This window comes from Ruegeria sp. CJ3 (genome assembly GCF_056536725.1).
In genome coordinates this window covers 164,593-181,932 of sequence record NZ_JBQFQE010000005.1, presented here as the reverse complement: position 1 = coordinate 181,932, position 17,340 = coordinate 164,593, and the positions used below count along the sequence as shown (strand labels likewise).

20 protein-coding genes are annotated in these 17,340 nt (G+C 62.8%); 6 read left to right on the top strand and 14 right to left on the bottom strand.

Annotated elements, in window-relative coordinates:
• Window positions 1-55 precede the first annotated feature (55 nt).
• Window positions 56-1,054 (top strand): polyprenyl synthetase family protein, encoded by a 999-nt coding sequence (locus ACR0J1_RS11210; protein ID WP_480732908.1) that lies wholly within the window; start codon window positions 56-58, stop codon window positions 1,052-1,054.
• On the opposite strand, the gene ACR0J1_RS11205 is transcribed toward ACR0J1_RS11210, so the two are convergent.
• The 4 genes from ACR0J1_RS11205 to soxR form a co-directional block, all read right to left on the bottom strand.
• Window positions 1,047-1,868 carry a 4-(cytidine 5'-diphospho)-2-C-methyl-D-erythritol kinase gene (locus ACR0J1_RS11205; RefSeq protein ID WP_480732907.1) on the bottom strand — a complete coding sequence of 274 codons (822 nt, stop codon included), beginning with the start codon at window positions 1,866-1,868 and terminating at the stop codon, window positions 1,047-1,049. The genes ACR0J1_RS11210 and ACR0J1_RS11205 overlap by 8 nt on opposite strands.
• A complete protein-coding gene (locus tag ACR0J1_RS11200; protein ID WP_480733047.1) occupies window positions 1,858-3,513 on the bottom strand; it encodes a tetratricopeptide repeat protein in 1,656 nt (551 codons plus the stop codon). The genes ACR0J1_RS11205 and ACR0J1_RS11200 overlap by 11 nt, the downstream gene beginning before the upstream one ends.
• 155 nt (window positions 3,514-3,668) lie before the next feature.
• Window positions 3,669-5,315 carry an electron transfer flavoprotein-ubiquinone oxidoreductase gene (locus ACR0J1_RS11195; RefSeq protein WP_480732906.1) on the bottom strand — a complete coding sequence of 549 codons (1,647 nt, stop codon included), beginning with the start codon at window positions 5,313-5,315 and terminating at the stop codon, window positions 3,669-3,671.
• Window positions 5,316-5,451: 136 nt separating this feature from the next.
• Window positions 5,452-5,907 carry a redox-sensitive transcriptional activator SoxR gene (soxR, locus tag ACR0J1_RS11190; RefSeq protein WP_480732905.1) on the bottom strand — a complete coding sequence of 152 codons (456 nt, stop codon included), beginning with the start codon at window positions 5,905-5,907 and terminating at the stop codon, window positions 5,452-5,454.
• Window positions 5,908-5,994: 87 nt separating this feature from the next.
• Between soxR and ACR0J1_RS11185 the strand changes: the two genes are divergently transcribed.
• The 3 genes from ACR0J1_RS11185 to ACR0J1_RS11175 all read left to right on the top strand — a co-directional run bounded on the left by ACR0J1_RS11185 (window position 5,995) and on the right by ACR0J1_RS11175 (window position 8,093).
• Complete coding sequence (locus ACR0J1_RS11185; RefSeq protein ID WP_480732904.1) at window positions 5,995-6,375, top strand: VOC family protein; 381 nt, start codon at window positions 5,995-5,997, stop codon at window positions 6,373-6,375.
• A gap of 237 nt (window positions 6,376-6,612) precedes the next feature.
• Window positions 6,613-7,083, top strand: a complete 471-nt coding sequence (greA, locus tag ACR0J1_RS11180; protein ID WP_480531867.1) for a transcription elongation factor GreA — start codon at window positions 6,613-6,615, stop codon at window positions 7,081-7,083.
• Between the two features lie 17 nt (window positions 7,084-7,100).
• Window positions 7,101-8,093, top strand: coding sequence for a hypothetical protein (locus ACR0J1_RS11175; RefSeq protein ID WP_480732903.1), 993 nt, complete (start codon window positions 7,101-7,103; stop codon window positions 8,091-8,093).
• 6 nt (window positions 8,094-8,099) lie between these two features.
• On the opposite strand, the gene ACR0J1_RS11170 is transcribed toward ACR0J1_RS11175, so the two are convergent.
• The 5 genes from ACR0J1_RS11170 to ACR0J1_RS11150 all read right to left on the bottom strand — a co-directional run bounded on the left by ACR0J1_RS11170 (window position 8,100) and on the right by ACR0J1_RS11150 (window position 12,557).
• Entirely contained in the window at window positions 8,100-9,365 is a 1,266-nt protein-coding gene (locus tag ACR0J1_RS11170) for a molybdopterin-binding protein (RefSeq protein WP_480732902.1), read from the bottom strand.
• The gene (mobB, locus tag ACR0J1_RS11165) at window positions 9,362-9,853 is read right to left on the bottom strand and encodes a molybdopterin-guanine dinucleotide biosynthesis protein B (protein ID WP_480732901.1); all 492 of its coding nucleotides are present in this window, start codon (window positions 9,851-9,853) and stop codon (window positions 9,362-9,364) included. The genes ACR0J1_RS11170 and mobB overlap by 4 nt, the downstream gene beginning before the upstream one ends.
• Window positions 9,850-10,494: a molybdenum cofactor guanylyltransferase MobA gene (gene mobA / locus ACR0J1_RS11160; protein WP_480732900.1), complete on the bottom strand. Its 645-nt coding sequence runs from the start codon at window positions 10,492-10,494 to the stop codon at window positions 9,850-9,852. Before mobA ends, mobB begins: the two co-directional genes overlap by 4 nt.
• Window positions 10,495-10,550: 56 nt before the next feature.
• Complete coding sequence (locus ACR0J1_RS11155; RefSeq protein WP_480732899.1) at window positions 10,551-11,504, bottom strand: AEC family transporter; 954 nt, start codon at window positions 11,502-11,504, stop codon at window positions 10,551-10,553.
• Between the two features lie 111 nt (window positions 11,505-11,615).
• Complete coding sequence (locus ACR0J1_RS11150; protein WP_480732898.1) at window positions 11,616-12,557, bottom strand: formate dehydrogenase accessory sulfurtransferase FdhD; 942 nt, start codon at window positions 12,555-12,557, stop codon at window positions 11,616-11,618.
• Between ACR0J1_RS11150 and ACR0J1_RS11145 the strand changes: the two genes are divergently transcribed.
• Together ACR0J1_RS11145 and ACR0J1_RS11140 are read left to right on the top strand one after the other, a co-directional pair.
• Window positions 12,556-13,266 carry an AzlC family ABC transporter permease gene (locus ACR0J1_RS11145; RefSeq protein WP_480531854.1) on the top strand — a complete coding sequence of 237 codons (711 nt, stop codon included), beginning with the start codon at window positions 12,556-12,558 and terminating at the stop codon, window positions 13,264-13,266. The two genes, ACR0J1_RS11150 and ACR0J1_RS11145, sit on opposite strands and share 2 nt — an antisense overlap.
• A complete protein-coding gene (locus tag ACR0J1_RS11140) occupies window positions 13,263-13,595 on the top strand; it encodes an AzlD domain-containing protein (protein WP_480732897.1) in 333 nt (110 codons plus the stop codon). The genes ACR0J1_RS11145 and ACR0J1_RS11140 overlap by 4 nt, the downstream gene beginning before the upstream one ends.
• Here ACR0J1_RS11140 and ACR0J1_RS11135 read toward each other — a convergent pair.
• The 5 genes from ACR0J1_RS11135 to ACR0J1_RS11115 all read right to left on the bottom strand — a co-directional run bounded on the left by ACR0J1_RS11135 (window position 13,584) and on the right by ACR0J1_RS11115 (window position 17,338).
• Window positions 13,584-14,216: a hypothetical protein gene (locus ACR0J1_RS11135; RefSeq protein ID WP_480732896.1), complete on the bottom strand. Its 633-nt coding sequence runs from the start codon at window positions 14,214-14,216 to the stop codon at window positions 13,584-13,586. The genes ACR0J1_RS11140 and ACR0J1_RS11135 overlap by 12 nt on opposite strands.
• Before the next feature lie 23 nt (window positions 14,217-14,239).
• Complete coding sequence (locus ACR0J1_RS11130) at window positions 14,240-14,374, bottom strand: aa3-type cytochrome c oxidase subunit IV (protein ID WP_480531848.1); 135 nt, start codon at window positions 14,372-14,374, stop codon at window positions 14,240-14,242.
• A gap of 68 nt (window positions 14,375-14,442) precedes the next feature.
• Window positions 14,443-14,997 (bottom strand): hypothetical protein, encoded by a 555-nt coding sequence (locus ACR0J1_RS11125; RefSeq protein WP_480732895.1) that lies wholly within the window; start codon window positions 14,995-14,997, stop codon window positions 14,443-14,445.
• Window positions 14,984-16,822, bottom strand: coding sequence for a glycerophosphodiester phosphodiesterase family protein (locus ACR0J1_RS11120; RefSeq protein ID WP_480732894.1), 1,839 nt, complete (start codon window positions 16,820-16,822; stop codon window positions 14,984-14,986). The genes ACR0J1_RS11125 and ACR0J1_RS11120 overlap by 14 nt, the downstream gene beginning before the upstream one ends.
• A gap of 63 nt (window positions 16,823-16,885) precedes the next feature.
• Window positions 16,886-17,338, bottom strand: a complete 453-nt coding sequence (locus ACR0J1_RS11115; protein ID WP_480732893.1) for a DUF6173 family protein — start codon at window positions 17,336-17,338, stop codon at window positions 16,886-16,888.
• Window positions 17,339-17,340: the final 2 nt, after the last annotated feature.

The following is a 17,340-nucleotide window of genomic DNA, read 5'->3' as shown; positions in this document are numbered from 1 at the left end:
GGGATGGATGTAAGGGCAAGGTGAGCGGGATGTCGAGCCTTGTATCAGGAGAGTGATGAACGTCAGCACGATCTCGAAACCGCATGAGCGTCTGGCAGAGATGCTGGCGGGTGAAATGGACGCGGTGAACACGCTGATTCGGACGCGCATGGCGTCGGAACACGCGCCCCGCATCCCCGAAGTGACCGCGCATCTGGTCGAGGCCGGCGGCAAGCGCCTGCGCCCGATGCTGACCTTGGCTGCGGCGCAATTGTTTGGCTATGCCGGGGATCACCACGTCAAGCTGGCCGCGACGGTCGAATTCATTCACACCGCGACCCTGCTACATGACGATGTGGTCGACGAAAGCGGCCAGCGGCGCGGGCGGCCTACGGCGAACCTGCTGTGGGACAATAAATCCAGCGTTCTGGTGGGCGACTACCTGTTTTCCCGCAGCTTCCAGTTGATGGTCGAGACGGGCTCGCTGCGGGTTCTGGACATTTTGGCCAATGCCTCGGCCACGATTGCCGAGGGCGAGGTGCTGCAGATGACAGCCGCCACCGATCTAGGCACGGATGAGGGCGTTTATCTGCAGGTCGTGCGCGGCAAGACGGCCGCGCTGTTTTCGGCTGCAACCGAGGTGGGTGGCGTCATCGCAGGCGCGTCCGAGGCGCAGGTCAAGGCGCTGTATGATTATGGCGACGCGCTGGGGATTGCCTTCCAGATTGCGGATGATCTGCTGGATTATCAAGGTGATAGCGCGGCGACAGGTAAGAATGTCGGCGACGATTTCCGCGAACGCAAGCTGACCCTGCCGGTGATCAAGGCCGTGGCGCAAGCCACCGCCGAAGAACACGCGTTCTGGGAACGGACGATTGGGCGCGGTCGTCAGGAAGAGGGCGATCTGGATCATGCCCTGTCACTGATGACGAAATACAGCACCCTTGAGGCCACGCGCGCGGATGCGTTCGGTTGGGCAGCCAAGGCCAAAGCGGCTCTGGCCGCGCTGCCCGATCATGAGATCCGCGACCTGCTGGGCGATCTGGCCGATTACGTGGTCTCGCGCCTTAACTGAGCATCGTCGCGCGGCACCACCAATCGGGATGTGCGGCACCGATCTCATAGGCGGCGAAATGGGCTGCTTTCAGGGTCGGGTAGAGCGCGAAACAGGTCGAGCCTGAACCCGACATGCGCGTCAGCAAGACATCCCTCGTGTCGTCCAGCGCGTCCAGAACGTCTGCGATGCCCGGTGCAACCGATATTGCGGGCGCTTCCAGATCATTGCGCTGATCCTGCAGCCAAGTGGCGCAGTTTTCGGGTGTTTCAAACGCGGGGATCGCCGCAGGCATTGGCGCATTTTCGCGGTTTTTGAGCGCGGAAAAAACCGACCCGGTTGGCACCCCGATCCCGGGATTGACCAGCAGCGCGGGCAGGACGGGTATCTCAACCGGCTCGATCCGCTCGCCGATCCCGCGCATCCGCGCGGCGCAGGCGGTCATGCAGACCGGGACATCCGCGCCCAACGACAGCGGGGCGTCGTCCGCTATCTTGGCCCCCTGAGCGGTCGCGCTGCGCAGAAGGGCCGCCGCATCAGACGAGCCGCCGCCAATGCCGCCGCCATGGGGCAAGTGTTTGTCCAGATGGATATGTCCGGTCCATCCCACGGCCTCAGCCGCCTGCCAGACCAGATTGCGGGCGTCGCAGGGGACGCCATCGGCGAACTCTCCGCTGACCTCAAGCGACAGATCAGGGCCCGGAGTCAGGGTCAGCCGGTCGCCCACATCTGCGAACACAACCAGCGATTCCAGCAGGTGATAGCCATCGGCGCGCTGGTCGGTCACATGCAGGGTCAGGTTGATCTTGGCAGGCGCAAACGCCTCAGCCTTCATTGGCCACCTTCAGAGGCTCGGCCCCTTCTTCGGCCAGAACTGCATCCAACCCGACCTCGATCTTGCGGCGGATGCGTTCGGGGTCGGCCTCGGCATCGGTGTCTTCGGGATCGATGAACGAGAGGGCGCGCTTCCACTGGAACTCGGCCTCGCGGGCGCGACCGACGGCCCAGTAGACATCGCCCAGATGATCGTTGACCACCGGATCGACCGGCATCAGCTCAACGGCGCGTTCCATGTGATCGACTGCTTCCTCGTAGCGGCCAAGGCGGAACAGCACCCAGCCCAAGCTGTCAACGATATAGCCGCTGTCGGGGCGCGCAGCGACGGCGCGTTCGATCATCTCAAGCGCTTCGTCCAGCTTTTCCTGACGTTCGACCAGCGAATAGCCCAGATAGTTCAGCACCTGCGGCTGATCAGGGTTCAGTTCAAGTGCGCGGCGGAAATCGGTCTCGGCCTTGTCCCAGTTCTTGAGACGTTCGTGCGAGATACCGCGCGCATAGTGCAGGAACCAGTTGCCGCTGACCCCCTCTTCGGTCAGGTCTATGGCCCGGTCATACGAGGTGACGGCGGCGGCGTAATCCTCTTGCTGGCGGCGCAGATCGGCCAGCGCCACATGCACGCCGGGCAGATCGGGGCTTTGGGCGGCAAGCGTTTGCAGCACTTCGGCGGCGGCATCCTTGCGGTCGGACCGGCTGAGGACTTCGGCGCGGCCCAGTTCCGCAGCATGGTAATCACCACTGTCTGCCGGAACCTTTCGGTAGACGTCCACGGCCAGATCATATTGTTCCAGCCCGTCCAGCAGCTCGGCGCTCAGCAGGATCGCGTCGATATGGTCGGGGCGCAGGAACATGGCGATGCGGCTGTAAAGCAGCACATAATCCTGCGCCGCCTCGGCGCTGAGTGCCGCACCGACCGAAAAGAACACCTCGGCCATGCCATCGCGGGCCGTGCGTACATGGGTGAAGGGCAGCGTCTGGCCATCGCTGAGGCGCGCAACATAGCTTTCGATGGTCGGGTCGCTGCCGGCGGCGAATACATCCTCAAGGAATTGCAACGCGTCCGCGTTGCGGTCCAGCTGCGACAGAACCTCGGCCCGGGCCAGCGCGGCGCGGCGCGAGAACCGGGCGACGGTGCCGTTGCCCTCGGCAAAAATCGCCTCGGCCCCTTCGAAATCACCGATCGAGGCCAGCGCCATGGCCTTGTGATACAGCGCGAATTCTCTCAGCCCGTCCTGGGTCGAGACCGCATCGAACTGCTCCATCGCTTTGGTGACGGACCCCTGATCCATATGGGCCCAGCCGATCATCAGCCCGTCGACCAGAGGGCCGACGCCTTGGGTTTCATGATCGCGTGCCAGAAACTCGTCCAGCTTGCCATCAGCCACCAGATTGGCGGTAATCACCATGCGCGCGGCCTGACTGGGCAGGTTGGCGGCCTCGATGGTCTGCGCCACGGGCAGCGCGCGGGCGATCTGGCCCAGCGCCAGCCGCGCCACGACGACGCTTTCCAGCAGCTTGGCGTTTTCGGGATCGGCTTTCAGCGCCTGCGAGTAATAGCGTTCCGCCGCCGGATAATCGCTTTGGTAAATCGCCTGCCGCCCGGCCAGATAGGACCCGGTGTCCGAGACCGCCGGAAGCGCCATTGCTGAGCTGAGGATCGCGGCCAGTGCCGCGCGTCGAACCAGGGAAACCACCGATATCCTGCCTTGCTGTCGTTGACTGACCGACAAGCTAGGGCTTCGGCGCACAAGAGGCAATGGCAGAGCCTTCACGACGCCGCCAGAGCCCGTGTTCCCGCCTACATATTGGGGTAGTTCGGCCCGTCCCCGCCCTGCGGCGTGGTCCAGGTGATGTTCTGGCTGGGATCCTTGATGTCGCAGGTTTTGCAATGCACGCAGTTCTGGAAGTTGATGACGAATCGCGGCTCGCCCTCATCCTCGACCATCTCGTAGACGCCTGCGGGGCAGTAGCGCTGTGCCGGTTCGTCGAACTTCGGCAGGTTCACCTTAACCGGGATCTCGGGGTCGGACAGCCGCAGATGGCAGGGCTGGCTTTCCTCGTGATTGGTCATCGCAAAGGACACGTTGGTCAGGCGGTCGAAGGACAGCGTGCCATCGGGTTTGGGATAGTCGATGGGCTGATGCTGGCTGGCTTCTTCGGTGGCCTCGGCATCGCTTTTGCCGTGGCCCATGGTGCCAAACAGCGAAAAGCCCAGCGTGTTGGTCCACATATCCAGCCCGCCCAGCGCCAGCGAGGGCAAAAGGCCCCATTTGGACCACATCGGCTTGACGTTGCGCACCTTTTTCAGGTCCGACCCGATGGCGCCTTCGCGCACGTCGGTTTCATAGGCGGTCAGCTCATCACCCGAGCGGTCGGCCTTGATGGCGTCAAAGGCAGCCTCGGCCGCGGCTTTGCCCGACAGCATGGCGTTGTGGTTGCCCTTGATGCGCGGCACGTTGACCATGCCCGCCGAGCAGCCCAGCAGCGCCACGCCGGGCGCGACCAGTTTCGGCATCGACTGATAGCCGCCTTCGGTGATGGCACGGGCACCATAGGCCACGCGCTTGCCGCCTTTCAGCAGCTCGGCCACCATCGGGTGGTGCTTGAAGCGCTGGAATTCCATGTAGGGATACAGGTGCGGGTTCTTGTAGTTCAGGTGGACCACAAAGCCGACATAGACCTGATTGTTTTCAAGGTGATAGATGAAGGACCCGCCGCCTGCGTTGCTGCCCAAAGGCCAGCCCATGGTGTGCGTGACCGAGCCTTCCTTGTGCTTGGCGGGATCAATCTCCCAGATCTCTTTCATGCCAACGCCGTATTTCTGCGGCTCTTTGCCAGCAGACAGGTCGTATTTGGCGATCACTTCCTTGGACAGCGAGCCGCGCACGCCTTCCGACAGGAAGACGTATTTGCCGTGCAGCTCCATGCCCGGTTCGGTGTTGGGGCCATAGGAGCCGTCTGCCTCCAGCCCGAAGACACCGGCCACGACGCCTTTGACTTCGCCATCGTCGCCATAGACCAGTTCGGAACAAGCCATGCCGGGGAAGATTTCCACGCCCAGCTCCTCGGCCTGTTCGGCCATCCAGCGGCAGACATTGCCCATCGAGACGATGTAGTTGCCGTGGTTGTTCATCAGCGGCGGCATCGGCGCATTGGGAATGCGGATCTGACCGGCCTCGCCCAGCATATAGAAGTTGTCTTCGTTCACCGGCGTATTCAGCGGAGCGCCTTTTTTCTTCCAGTCCGGGATCAGCGCATCCAGCCCACAGGGGTCCAGCACCGCGCCCGACAGGATATGTGCGCCCACTTCCGAGCCCTTTTCCAGAACCACGACATTCAGGTCGGCATCCAGCTGTTTCAGACGGATGGCCGCAGACAGGCCCGCGGGGCCAGCGCCCACGATCACCACGTCATATTCCATCGCTTCGCGTTCAATCTCGGCCATCGCGGGCTCCTTAGCTAACTTTCCGAATTGGCGCTTTCACTGCGTGGTCGGCGCAATATTGTTTCACGGCTGATTACATGGTCTGAAAGAGTTTGGTCAATCGAAACACGGCGTAACAATGCCGCTATTCGACACATCACGCCTCTGGCGCATCCCCCATCAGGTATCTGGGACCGCTACCATGGGATCTGGCCCGGTCATCGGGGTTGTAAAGCCTGCATTTTGGCAGGCTGAGGCAACCGCAACCAATGCAGCCGTCCAGATTGTCGCGCAGACGCATCAGCGTATCGATTCGCTGATCCAGATTCGCGCGCAGATTGACGCTGATCGCCTTCCAGTCCTGCGGCGTGGGTGTGCGATTGCCCGGCAGGCCTGACAGAACCTCGCGGATTTCCGGCAGGGTCAGACCAAACTGCTGGGCGATCATGACAAAGCTCAGCCGCCTGATGTCCGCCCGCTGATAGCGCCGCTGCCCACCCGCATTACGCCACGGCGCAATCAGGCCCTGCGCCTCGTAATACCGGATCGCCGACACCGCCAGCCCGGTGCGCCGGGCCAGTGCGCCAATTGCAAGCCCTTCAGATACTGCCATGGCACCCTCGCAAATAATCCTTGACCTAAAGTTAGGTTTAGAAATTACGATGAGTCGGGACAAGCCTCAATTCGCAAAGGAGATCCCATGATGGCGACGCTTGAACACACCAATTTCACGGTCCGCGACCCCAAAGCGTCGGCCGCGTGGATGGAAAAGGTCTTTGACTGGAAAACCCGCTGGGAAGGCCCGGCCATCGCGGGCGGCTATACCGTGCATGTCGGCGGGCCGCACACCTACCTTGCGCTGTATAACCCCGGTGACCCCAAGCCTCTGACCAACAGCAGCTATGACGTTGTCGGCGGGTTGAACCATGTGGGCGTGTTGGTCGAGGATCTGGATGCCACCGAGGCCAAGGTCAAAAAGGCCGGGTTCGAGCCGCATAATCACGCCGATTACGAGCCGGGCCGCCGGTTCTATTTCCGCGACGAGAACGGCATCGAGTTCGAGGTGGTCCAGTATGATTGAACTGCTCTGGCTGGGGTCCGAGGCCCATCGCTGGCGGCGCGGCGACCTTATGGGATCGCGCCACAGGCGAGAACCGCCGCCGCCGAAACGGCGCTAAGTTGCGGGTTGCGTCACAACACGCGCCTGCCCCCTTGCAATTCACGCCTCATTTAGGTCAGGTAAATGCCGACCCATCATTCGCCCCGACGCTGATTTCTGGCGGCGGGGCGTCACAGTTTATGCGTGGATGACAAGACTATGGAAAAAATCCCCATGACGCCTGCGGGCAATGCCGCGCTTGAGGCGGAGCTGAAGAACCTGAAGTCCGTCGAGCGCCCGGCGATTATCGAGGCAATTGCCTCGGCGCGCGAACTCGGCGACCTGAAGGAAAACGCCGAATACCACTCGGCCCGTGAAAAGCAGGGCTTTATCGAAGGCCGCATCAAAGAGCTTGAGGGCGTGCTGTCGCTGGTTGATGTGATCGATCCGACCAAGCTGTCGGGTGCGGTGAAGTTCGGGGCCAAGGTGACGCTGGTCGATGAAGACACCGACGAAGAAAAGACCTGGCAGATCGTGGGCGAGTATGAGGCCAATATCGAAGCGGGTCTTTTGAACATCAAATCGCCCATCGCGCGCGCTTTGATCGGTAAGGATGAAGGCGACAGCGTCGAGGTGCGCACCCCCGGCGGCGTGCGGTCCTATGAAATCCTGAGCATCACCTACGCCTGATCCCGGAGCGTCCTGTCATGTCCGACACCGACCCTGATCCGGAAGACAACAAGCCGACCTCGCTGGGCATCTATGACCGACCGGGCCACCCCTCGGTGACCGGAATCGAGATCGCGGCGGCTGCGCTCAGCCTGGTGTGGTTGGTGGTGTCGGTGGTGTTTCTGGTGCTGCCCGGTGCCGGGCAAGGCGGGTTTATTGTCACCGCGCTGGCCGTGTTCCTGCCGGTGGCGATGATCTGGGTCGCAGCGGTGGCCATGCGCGCCAGCCGGGTCATGCGCGAGGAAAGCGCACGGCTGCAGACCGCAATCGATGCGATCCGCAACAGCTATGTCACCCAAGCGCAGCGCGCGGCCAGCACCTATGAGCCGACCGTAGGCAAGAAGCTGGACGAGATCGCCGAAACCGCGAAAAAGACCGAAAGCGCGCTGGCGACCTTTTCGACCAATCGGGCCGAACCGATGCGGCCCGGCAAGCGCGCGGCTGAACCGGCCAACCAAACCTCGCTGGAGCTGGGGACGTTGGCCGAAGAGATCGCGCCGCCCCTGCCGCGGGATGTCTTCATCCGGGCGCTGAACTTTCCCGAAACGCAGGACGATACGGCGGGTTTCGACGCCCTGCGCCTTGCGCTGAGGGACCGCAAGGCGGCGCAGCTGGTGCAGGCCTCGCAGGATGTTCTGACCCTGCTGAGCCAGGAGGGGATCTATATGGACGACCTGCGCCCCGACATGGCCCGGCCTGAGGTCTGGCGGCAGTTTGCCCAAGGGGCGCGCGGTCGCGCGGTGGCGACGTTGGGCGGTATCCGCGACCGGTCCTCGCTGGCGCTGACGGCAGCGCGGATGAAGCAGGATCCGATCTTTCGCGATGCGGCGCATCATTTCCTGCGCCGCTTCGACCACATGATCGCCGATTTTGAACCCGATGCCAGCGATGCCGAACTGACCGCATTGGGCGAAACCCGCACCGCACGAGCCTTTATGCTGGTGGGGCGTGTGGCGGGGACGTTCGATTAGGGCGCCTCAGAGCCCGAAGCTGCCGTAAGGGATGAAGCGCACGGGATCACCGGGCTGAATGTGGCGGGCTCCGTCTTCGATCTCGACCAGTCCTTCGGCCCAGCTGAGGCCGCTGATCCGACCCGAACCCTCTGACCGGAAGACCTCGGCCCGACCGTCGCGGATGCGGGCACGCAGATATTCACGGCGGCCCGGTTTCTTGCGCTTCTCAAAGGCGGCAGGCACATCGAAACCCTGCGGTGCCTGCCAGCCCGCACCGGCCATCAGGCACAGCGCCGGGCGGGCGAAGATCAGGGTGCAGACCAGTGCTGCGACCGGGTTGCCGGGCAGACCGAAGACGGGCGTACCCTGCCACAGGCCCAGCGCCAAAGGACGCCCCGGTTTCAGCGCAATGCGCCATTCCTGCATGGCGCCTGCCGCGCGCAGCAGGGCCGAGACATGGTCTTCATCCCCCGCCGAAGCGCCACCGCTGGTCAGGATCACATCCGCCTGTTCTGCCGCCTCATCCAGCCGGAGTTGCAGGGCGGCCCGGTCATCAGGCACCCGGCCAAGATCGACCGCCTCAAACCCCATGCGCGCGATCAGCGACAGCAGCATCGGGCGGTTGGCGTCAAATATTTGCCCCGGCCCTGCGGGATCACCGGGTTCGACCAGCTCATCGCCCGTGGACAAGACCCCCACACGCAGCACTTTGCGGACCGCGACTTGGCTGACGCCCACCGCAGACATCAGCGCCAAATCCGCAGGCGTGACCTGCCGCCCGGCAGGCAGCGCCACGGCCCCCTCGGCCACATCCTCCCCGGCTTTGCGTGTGTTCGCGCCCTGTTTCAGAGGGCCGTGAAAGGCGATATGGCCATCCTGAACCGTCACATCCTCTTCCAAAATGACCGTCTGAACCCCTTCGGGCAGGGCCGCGCCGGTCAGGATACGGATGGCGTGGCCCGCGGGCACCGAGCCGTCGAAGGGAACACCCGCCGCCGCGCGACCCTCGATCAGAGGCAAAACACAGGGACCTTCCGGCATCGCCCCGGCAAAGCCATAGCCGTCCACCGCCGTGTTCGGCTGCGGCGGGTTTGAGCGTCCGGCAATCACATCCTCGGTCAGAATGCGGCCCGTGGCCTGCATCAGAGGCACGGTTTCGACCCCGGTCACCACCGTCAGGCGCTCGCGCAGCAGGGCCAGCGCGTCATCGACAGGCGTCCAGTTGACCCCGGCAGGCAGGGCAAAGCAATCGTTGCGCAGGGGCGGAGGGGTGATGTCCGGTTTGCTCATAGCCCGACCTCTTGCAGGATGAAATCCGCGATGGCAGCGGTGTTGTTCAGGTCAAAGACCGGGCGGTCCAGATCCAGCGGCGTGTCGCTGGCGACCGCGCGGATGGTCGGGTCATCGGGGGCAATCAGGGGGTTGTTTGCCACGGCGCGGAATGCCTCGACCTTGGGATGGGCCTCGCGTTTGAAGCCTTCGATCAGCACCAGATCAACCGGCGAGAGGCGGGCCAGCAGCTCGGCCAGCGATGGTTCTGGCGCGCCGCGCAACTCCTGCATCAGGGCGATACGTTTGCCCGAGGCCAGCAACACCTCGGACGCGCCCGCCGTGCGGTGGCGGTAACTGTCGGTGCCGGGCTGGTCCACATCAACCGCATGATGCGCGTGTTTGACGGTCGAGACCGACAGGCCGCGACCGGTGATCTCGGCCACCAGCCGCTCCATCAACCCGGTTTTGCCCGCGTTTTTCCAGCCGGTGACGCCGTAGACCCTCATGCCTGCTCCAGCAGGGTTTCGGCGCGGGCCAGATCGTCGGGGGTGTTGACGTTGAAGAAGGGGTCGAACGGCTCGGCTGAAAACAGGGCCTCGCGCCCGTCATGCTGATCTGTCCACAGCACCACCTTGCGCAAGCCCCCGGTCAGTGCAGCCCGCAGATCATCGCGCAGCGCCACGGGCCAGAGGCCGAACGTCGGGTGCCGGTTCACGCGCTTGCTGCCGCCCGATTTCAGTGCCTCGTCGCCGGTGCGCGGCGTGGTGGCCAGTACCAGTGGATGCGCCTGCCCCTCGGCAACTTGCGTCAGCCGCGCCACCAGATCGCGCGGAAAGAACGGCGTGTCGGCGGCGGCGGTGACGATGCTATCGGCCCCCTGTTCGGCGGCCCAGTCGAGCCCGGCCAATACACCAGCCAAAGGACCGGCGAATCCGTCGATCGAATCCGCGATGACCGGCAGGTTCAGATCGGTAAACCGCGCCGCCTCGCCATTGGCGTTCAGCGCCAGCCCGTCGACCTGAGGTCGCAGCCGGTTGATCACATGATGCAGCAGGCTGTGCCCGCCCACCTGCAGCAGCCCCTTGTCGCCGCCACCCATGCGGGTGGCGAGGCCGCCTGCCAGAATCACACCCAGAGTTTTACCCATAGTACCCTGTTCCCTTCGCCGCGATCAGACGGCCCTTGCCCGGTTGTAGAGCGAACTCAGTTCAATTGAAACGCGGTTGGATAGAGATGGTGCAGGACAAACAGCCACAGGATCAGGGTTCCGACCGACAGGAACGATGTCATCGACACGATATGGGCCGCCAGCTTGGGTTCCTGATCATAGTGCTTGGCCAGCAGGAAAACATTCTTGGCCGTCGGCACAGCCGCAGAAACCGTCGCCGCAATGGTCCACAGCGGATCAAGCCCGATCAGATGTGCCGCCAGCAGCACAAGCCCGGGGGCTACGATCAGTTTCATCACGGTCAGAAACAGGATCAGCGGGCCGGTTTGCACGATCGTTCGGACGCTGGTGGTGAACCCGATCGCAAACAGCGCGACCGCGGCCAAAGCGCCGCTCAGAAGCTCAAGATAGTCCGACACAGCGTCCGAAAAGCCAAGACCTGTCGCAGAATAGGCCACACCCAGCAGGGTTGCCGCGATGATCGGGTTCTTCAGGACGTTGAGCAAGATTTTGTGGATCGGTGTCCGCACCCCGGCCTTGTGCCCTGCAGTGGTTTCAAGTGTCGTGGTCATGATCAGCAGCAAGATCGCCACGACCAGATTGGCCAGCACCGCGGGCAAAGCTCCTTTCGCCCCGAAGATCGCGTGCAGGATCGGCAGGGCCACAAGCGCGGTATTCGATGCAACACCGGCAAAAGCCGCGACGGTGGCCGATCCGGCGTGAAACCCAGTCATGGCCCTGAGGATGAAGAACAAAACGATGAACAGGGCCAGCAGCGTGCCGCCATAGGCGATGTAGAAGCCGTAATTCAGAAGGTTCGCGAATTCCTCTTGCCCGATCAGATAGAACATGATGGCCGGGATCAGGACATAGACCGCAAATTGCACCAGCGCGTCCGATGTGTCCTCGCTCAGCAATTTGGTCCACGAAAATGCGTAGCCCGTGAGGATCACCGCAAAGACCGGCGCTATGAGGTTGATGAGTTCCATGTTGCGCTTGGGGCAGACGCGGCCCGCTTTCCTGACAGTCTGATCGCCTTGATCCTTACATCTATCAGAAATCACGAAATTTTCTAAGCGCTGCTTTCGCGCGCTGGCAGATCAGGGCTGGGCGCTTTTGCGTTTGTGCTTTTTGTCCTCGACCGGAACCGTCGCCGGGTCGATATCGCGCAGCAGCCGGTCCTCGCCCGAAAGACAGACGAACCGCTGGCCGCGCATCCGGCCGATCAGGGTCAGGCCAACCTCGCGCGCGATCTCGACGCCCCAGGCGGTGAAGCCCGAGCGAGAGGCCAGAACCGGGATGCCCATCATCGCGGTCTTGATCACCATCTCAGAGGTCAAGCGCCCAGTTGTATAGAGGATTTTATCTGCCGCCCCTTCACCCTCGGACAGCATCCAGCCTGCGATCTTGTCGACGGCGTTGTGGCGACCCACATCCTCCATATAGACCAACGGGCGGTTGTCACGGCAGAGCACCGTGCCGTGGATGGCCCCGGCCTCAAGGTACAGCGACGGGGTGCGGTTGATCTTGGCCGCCAGATCATAGAGCCACGAGGTTCGGACCTGCGTTTGCGGCAGGCGCACATCCTCAAGCCCCTCCATCATGTCGCCAAAGACCGTGCCGACCGCACAGCCGCTGGTGCGGGTCTTTTTCTTGAGTTTGTCTTCATAGGACGTCTCGCGCGCGGTGCGCACGACCACGGTTTCCAGATCGTCGTCATAGTCGACACGCGTGATTTCATCATCCGCCAGCAACATGCCCTGATTGCGCAGAAACCCCAGCGCCAGATACTCGGGATAGTCACCGATGGTCATCGCGGTCACGATTTCCTGCGCGTTGAGGAAAATCGTCAGCGGGCGTTCCTCGACCACCGAGATCTGGCTGACCTCGCCATTCTGGTCCACACCCTCGACCGCGCGGGTCAGGCGGGCAGCGCCCGGATCGGGGGCGATGAGATAGTCGGACAGGTCGATTTCCGTGGCCAATTGCAACCCTTTCCCAAGACGGCTACTGCTGCTGCGGTCACCATAGGATTTAGCCATGGCCTCTGCCACATCCAAGTCATACTTCTGGAAAGGTTTTCGCGACGGGACGCCCTTTGTCTTTGTCGCCGTCCCCTTTGGCCTGCTGTTCGGCGTTTTCGCCACCGAGGCCGGGCTGAACGTGGTCCAAACCATGGCCTTTTCCGCCACCGTCTTTGCGGGGGCGGCGCAGTTCACCGCGCTGCAACTGCTGCAGGACAACACACCCACGGTGATCGTGCTGATCTCGGCTCTGGCGGTGAATCTGCGGGTGGCGATGTATTCGGCCTCGCTGACGCCCTATCTGGGGGCGGCCCCGTTGTGGCAGCGGGCTTGTGCCGCCTATCTGATCGTGGATCAGTCTTACGCCTGTTCCATCGTGCAGTTCGAGAAAGAGCCGCGCATGACTGTGCCCCAGCGGATGGTCTATTTCCTGGGCTCGGTGACGCCGATCACACCGCTGTGGATTCTGGGCACTTATCTGGGCGCGGTGTTGGGGGCGCAAATCCCCGAAAGCTGGGCGCTGGATTTTGCACTGCCGATCACCTTTCTGGCCATGATCGGGCCGATGATGCGCACATTGGCCCATGTGGTGGCGGCGCTGGTTGCCATTGTGGTCGCCCTGCTGACCGTCGCGGTGCCGTTCAATCTTGGCCTGCTGATTGCAGGCGCGGCGGGGATGATCGCGGGCGCACAGGCTGAACTGATGTTCGAGCGGAGCAAGCCATGACCCAGATCACCCCAACCACCATCTGGATCATCATCCTCGGGCTGGCCGTGGGCAGCTATCTTCTGCGCTTTACCTTCATCGGTCTGGTCGGGGACCGCCCGATGCCACCCTGGCTGTTGCGTCATCTGCGCTATACAGCGGTGGCCATCATCCCCGCCCTGATCGCGCCGCTCGTGGTCTGGCCCTCGGCCACCGACGGGCAGCCGGACCTGCCGCGCATGGCGGCGGCGGCAGTGGCGCTGGGGATTGGCGTGATCACCAAGAACGTGCTGGCAGCCATCTTTTCAGGGGCTACTACGCTCTATGGGCTGCTCTACCTAGTTGGTTGAGGCCGCTTCCAACTGGTTGAGGCGGGCGTTGTTCTCAGCCAGACCCTGCTGCAGATCGGCATTGTCATTCTCACGGTATTCGGTGGTGACAACGCCCGGCAACTGACCGAACTGATCCGACAGTTTCACCGGGTAGAAGGTTGTGCTGATCTGATCGAACCCCGGCACCTGCTGCAACAGCTGCGCGGTCGAGTTGGCGCAATAGGCCCCGGCCACCGGACCCATCTGCTTGGCCAGTTGCAACGCGACCTCGGCCTGTTGCGGCGTCACTTCGATGGTCTGGATGCGGGCGTAATGCGTCTCACGCGCGTGGCTGCTGCGGTAGGCACGCTCGACATTGGGGGTGATGCCATACAGCACGTCATCCTTGATCGGCACCACATCGGCCCGGAACGACCCGGCGGGGTCAAAGATCACCCGCTCACTGCCGCTGATCATCAAAGAGGTATGCGCCCCCGATCCGGTGCGCGTGTTGATCATCGTGTAAAGCGTCAGCGTCGATGGCCCCGGGTCACGATAGGATCGGGCCACGATTTCAGACGGGTCAGCCTGCGGGCGTTGCGACCCGGCACAGCCTGCGACAGTCAGTGCCAGCAGGCAGGCTATCAATATCCTGAACAAAGGAAACGCGCTTCGGAACGGTATTACGCTGCGAAGACGGCTAGGAAGATGCAAAGGAAGACAATCGCCACCACGCACCATGTGGTGAACTTGACGAACCCGTCAAAGGTCTTGGTTTGAACGGTGATGTCCATCTCGCCGTGCTTGTGATCAGCCATGTGTCTCAGAATCCCAATTCGCGTGTTTGAAATGTTGGATAATGCAAAATTCCGGGCCTGTCACGACGTCATTCGCGCGCAGTCGGGTCAAAGATTGTGCAGCCCGGATAGCCGAACCCCCAGCGCCACGGCAGCCCGCTGCAGGGCCCACCGCCAAAGCGGACGGCCATGAACATCGCTTCGGAGGTGATCGAATGGACCGAGCGGATCTGGTCGGGCGTCATGTCATAGCGTTCGGCATAGTCCTCGGCATGGGTTTCACCATGGGCTGCGACGCAGGCCCTCAGTGCGTCATCAGCGGCGAGACGGGCGTCGAAACTGGTATCCGCCTGCATGGCGCTGCCCGCGTTATGATAGGCGCGGTCATGGGTGACGCAGCAGTATTCCCAAGGCGGATGCGCCTCATAGAGCAGGCTGAACTTGGGGAAGGTTTCGGCCACCAGCCGCCAGCTTGAAGACAACCCGCCCGAGCAGCCATCGGTTTCAAACGGCGTCAACTCGGCGTCGCCGGCCTTGGCCATCAGCGCGCGATGCGCGGGCATTTCGACGCTGCGCATCAGGTCCTGCGCGGCGGCGGGCAGCGCATAACCGATCAGCAAGGCGGCGTACTTAAGGGCTTTCATCGCGCATTTCCGAGGTATCGACCGACATCCCGAAGGTCGTCGCCAGCCACAGCATGATCCGCTCACCCGGGCCCATTTCGGCGCGGACACGCAGCACTTCACGGGCCATCGCGGGGCGGTCGGTGATCAACCCGTCGACGCCCATCGAGGCCATCGCGGACATTTGCAAAGGGTCGTTCACAGTCCAGACATAGATATCCTTGCCCGCCTCATGGACCGAGCGGATCAGGCCCGGCGTCACCGTCGCCGCATTGACAGCAACGAAGTCGCCATCCAACCCTGACAGATCGCCGACGGCGGTCGCGGCCAGAACCCCGGCGCGCCAGTCAGGGCGCAGCGCTTTCATCTTCTGCACCGCCGGGTATTTCAGCGACATGGTGGCGATGTCGTCCTGCATATCCAGTTCTTCGACAATCGACGCCACGCGGTTTTCCAGATCAACATCATGGCCATAGTATTTCAGCTCGATAATTACCTTGGACTTGCCCTTGGCGGCCTCCAGCACATCGCGCAGCGTGGGCGTGCGTTCCGAGGCATAATCCGGGTCGAACCAGCTGCCGATATCGATCTCGGCCACATCCTCCATCGTTGCGTCCCAGACCTTGAGCGGCACGCCGGCCAGCTTCATGAAATCGCTGTCATGAGCGATGATGACCACATCATCCGCCGTTTCCTGCACGTCAATCTCGACCCAATCGGCGCCGTCCTCGATGGCTTTGACGACCGCTGCCATGGTGTTCTCAGGCCGGATCGCTGCCGCGCCCCGGTGACCGATGACATCCGCATGATCCGGGGCCTGAATACGCTCCAGCAGTTCCTGCCCGGACCAGAGGCCGATCAGAACCGCAACGGCGGCCCCGCCCACCACGGCATAAAGCGGCGCGCGCAGGTTGCCCGGTTCGGGATGCGGCACCTCCCGCCCCTCGGTATCGAAAAAGCCATCCAGCAGCACCGCCAGCGCGCCCAGCGCAATGGCCGCCAGCACTAGCCCGGCCAGCGACCACAGACCCGCAACGATCAGGCTGAGGATCAGCGCAAACCGCAGATTGGTACCCTGTTCCAGCGGAATGAGGTCGAAAAGCAGCCCGACCACGGCGGCAATCAACGCGGCGATCACGACGCGCAGCACAAGCCAAAGGCCGAGCTGGATTTTCAGCCGCCCGCGCCGGCCTTCCATGCGCTCTGCGCTGATCGGAAACGCCTCGGCCGGTTTGGCCCCTTCAAACAGCACCAGATGCAGCGCCAGCGCCCAGGCCGAGAGCCTGCGGATCAGAACCCAGGCGAGGCACAGCACCACAAGGCCGATCAGCCCCACCGCGACCCAGAAAGAGGGCGGGTGAAAGGTGAGATAGTAGTTGATGTCGTATTCCGTCAGCATCCACCACGCGATCAGGCCTGCCACCGCCACAAAGGGCAGCGCAAGTATCAGAACACGCAGGATGAAGCGGGCGGCAAACGCAAAGAGCGCGGGAAGACGCGTCAGGATCAACCGGATCGAGGCGCTGCCCGCCCGCCACGGATCGCTTTCGCCCATGCGCAGCGATCCGGCCATGACGGAAAAGACGAAGACCTCGGCCAGCAGGAACAGGCTCAGCACCGCGACCGCCGCAATAAAACCTGCGGGCGATAGCAGGAACATGGCGATATCCTGATCGGTCAGCGCGGATTGATCCGACAGCGACACCGCAAGATTGACCGCTATGGCAACGCCCGGTGCAATCAGGGCGACCAGCAGCAAGCGCACCGCCAGATAGATCGGCACAAAGACGCGCCGCCGGGCCCATGCGCCGCGATAGGCGGTTGTAACGGCTGAGAAATTGGTCACGCGCGGGCCTCCTGAATAATGCGCTCATTCAAGGCTGCGTAGACATGAATTGCAAGCGTGGTGTCAGTTCTCTTCCAGATCCGCCGCCAGCCGGAAACCGATGCGATTGGCCGGTTTGTTCTCGACCACCTTGGGCAGCGCGCGCAGCATCACGTTCAACTGGCTGACATGCTGCACCAGTTGGGTCTTGGCACCGCCGCCATCCGAGCCGTAGAAGGTAATGATATCGGGATCGAAATAGCCCATGCCCTCGATCCGCATCACGCCCGCGTCGCCGCCGGTGAACCCCATTGCGACCTCGTGGTCACCATCCAGCGTCTTCTCGAAATTCTGAATGTACATGATCAGCCGCTCATAGGCCCATTGCGCCGGGCTTTTGGTCTCGACCGGTTTTTGCAGCGGTTTGGGCAGGTCCTTGTTGCCCGAGGCGGTCTCTGGGTTGGCGTGGACCTCGTAACAGCGGGGCAACGCCGCGGATTCTGCGGCCTCGGCCGAGGTTTCGATCTGGTCCTGCATCG

Excerpts from the sequence above, each read along its gene's own strand:
- ACR0J1_RS11210 (WP_480732908.1), top strand. The coding sequence starts at position 56 with ATGAACGTCAGCACGATCTCGAAACCGCATGAGCGTCTGGCAGAGATG.
- ACR0J1_RS11205 (WP_480732907.1), bottom strand. The coding sequence starts at position 1,868 with ATGAAGGCTGAGGCGTTTGCGCCTGCCAAGATCAACCTGACCCTGCAT.
- ACR0J1_RS11200 (WP_480733047.1), bottom strand. The coding sequence starts at position 3,513 with ATGGCGCTTCCGGCGGTCTCGGACACCGGGTCCTATCTGGCCGGGCGG.
- ACR0J1_RS11195 (WP_480732906.1), bottom strand. The coding sequence starts at position 5,315 with ATGGCCGAGATTGAACGCGAAGCGATGGAATATGACGTGGTGATCGTG.
- soxR (WP_480732905.1), bottom strand. The coding sequence starts at position 5,907 with ATGGCAGTATCTGAAGGGCTTGCAATTGGCGCACTGGCCCGGCGCACC.
- ACR0J1_RS11185 (WP_480732904.1), top strand. The coding sequence starts at position 5,995 with ATGATGGCGACGCTTGAACACACCAATTTCACGGTCCGCGACCCCAAA.
- greA (WP_480531867.1), top strand. The coding sequence starts at position 6,613 with ATGGAAAAAATCCCCATGACGCCTGCGGGCAATGCCGCGCTTGAGGCG.
- ACR0J1_RS11175 (WP_480732903.1), top strand. The coding sequence starts at position 7,101 with ATGTCCGACACCGACCCTGATCCGGAAGACAACAAGCCGACCTCGCTG.
- ACR0J1_RS11170 (WP_480732902.1), bottom strand. The coding sequence starts at position 9,365 with ATGAGCAAACCGGACATCACCCCTCCGCCCCTGCGCAACGATTGCTTT.
- mobB (WP_480732901.1), bottom strand. The coding sequence starts at position 9,853 with ATGAGGGTCTACGGCGTCACCGGCTGGAAAAACGCGGGCAAAACCGGG.
- mobA (WP_480732900.1), bottom strand. The coding sequence starts at position 10,494 with ATGGGTAAAACTCTGGGTGTGATTCTGGCAGGCGGCCTCGCCACCCGC.
- ACR0J1_RS11155 (WP_480732899.1), bottom strand. The coding sequence starts at position 11,504 with ATGGAACTCATCAACCTCATAGCGCCGGTCTTTGCGGTGATCCTCACG.
- ACR0J1_RS11145 (WP_480531854.1), top strand. The coding sequence starts at position 12,556 with ATGGCCTCTGCCACATCCAAGTCATACTTCTGGAAAGGTTTTCGCGAC.
- ACR0J1_RS11150 (WP_480732898.1), bottom strand. The coding sequence starts at position 12,557 with ATGGCTAAATCCTATGGTGACCGCAGCAGCAGTAGCCGTCTTGGGAAA.
- ACR0J1_RS11140 (WP_480732897.1), top strand. The coding sequence starts at position 13,263 with ATGACCCAGATCACCCCAACCACCATCTGGATCATCATCCTCGGGCTG.
- ACR0J1_RS11130 (WP_480531848.1), bottom strand. The coding sequence starts at position 14,374 with ATGGCTGATCACAAGCACGGCGAGATGGACATCACCGTTCAAACCAAG.
- ACR0J1_RS11125 (WP_480732895.1), bottom strand. The coding sequence starts at position 14,997 with ATGAAAGCCCTTAAGTACGCCGCCTTGCTGATCGGTTATGCGCTGCCC.
- ACR0J1_RS11115 (WP_480732893.1), bottom strand. The coding sequence starts at position 17,338 with ATGCAGGACCAGATCGAAACCTCGGCCGAGGCCGCAGAATCCGCGGCG.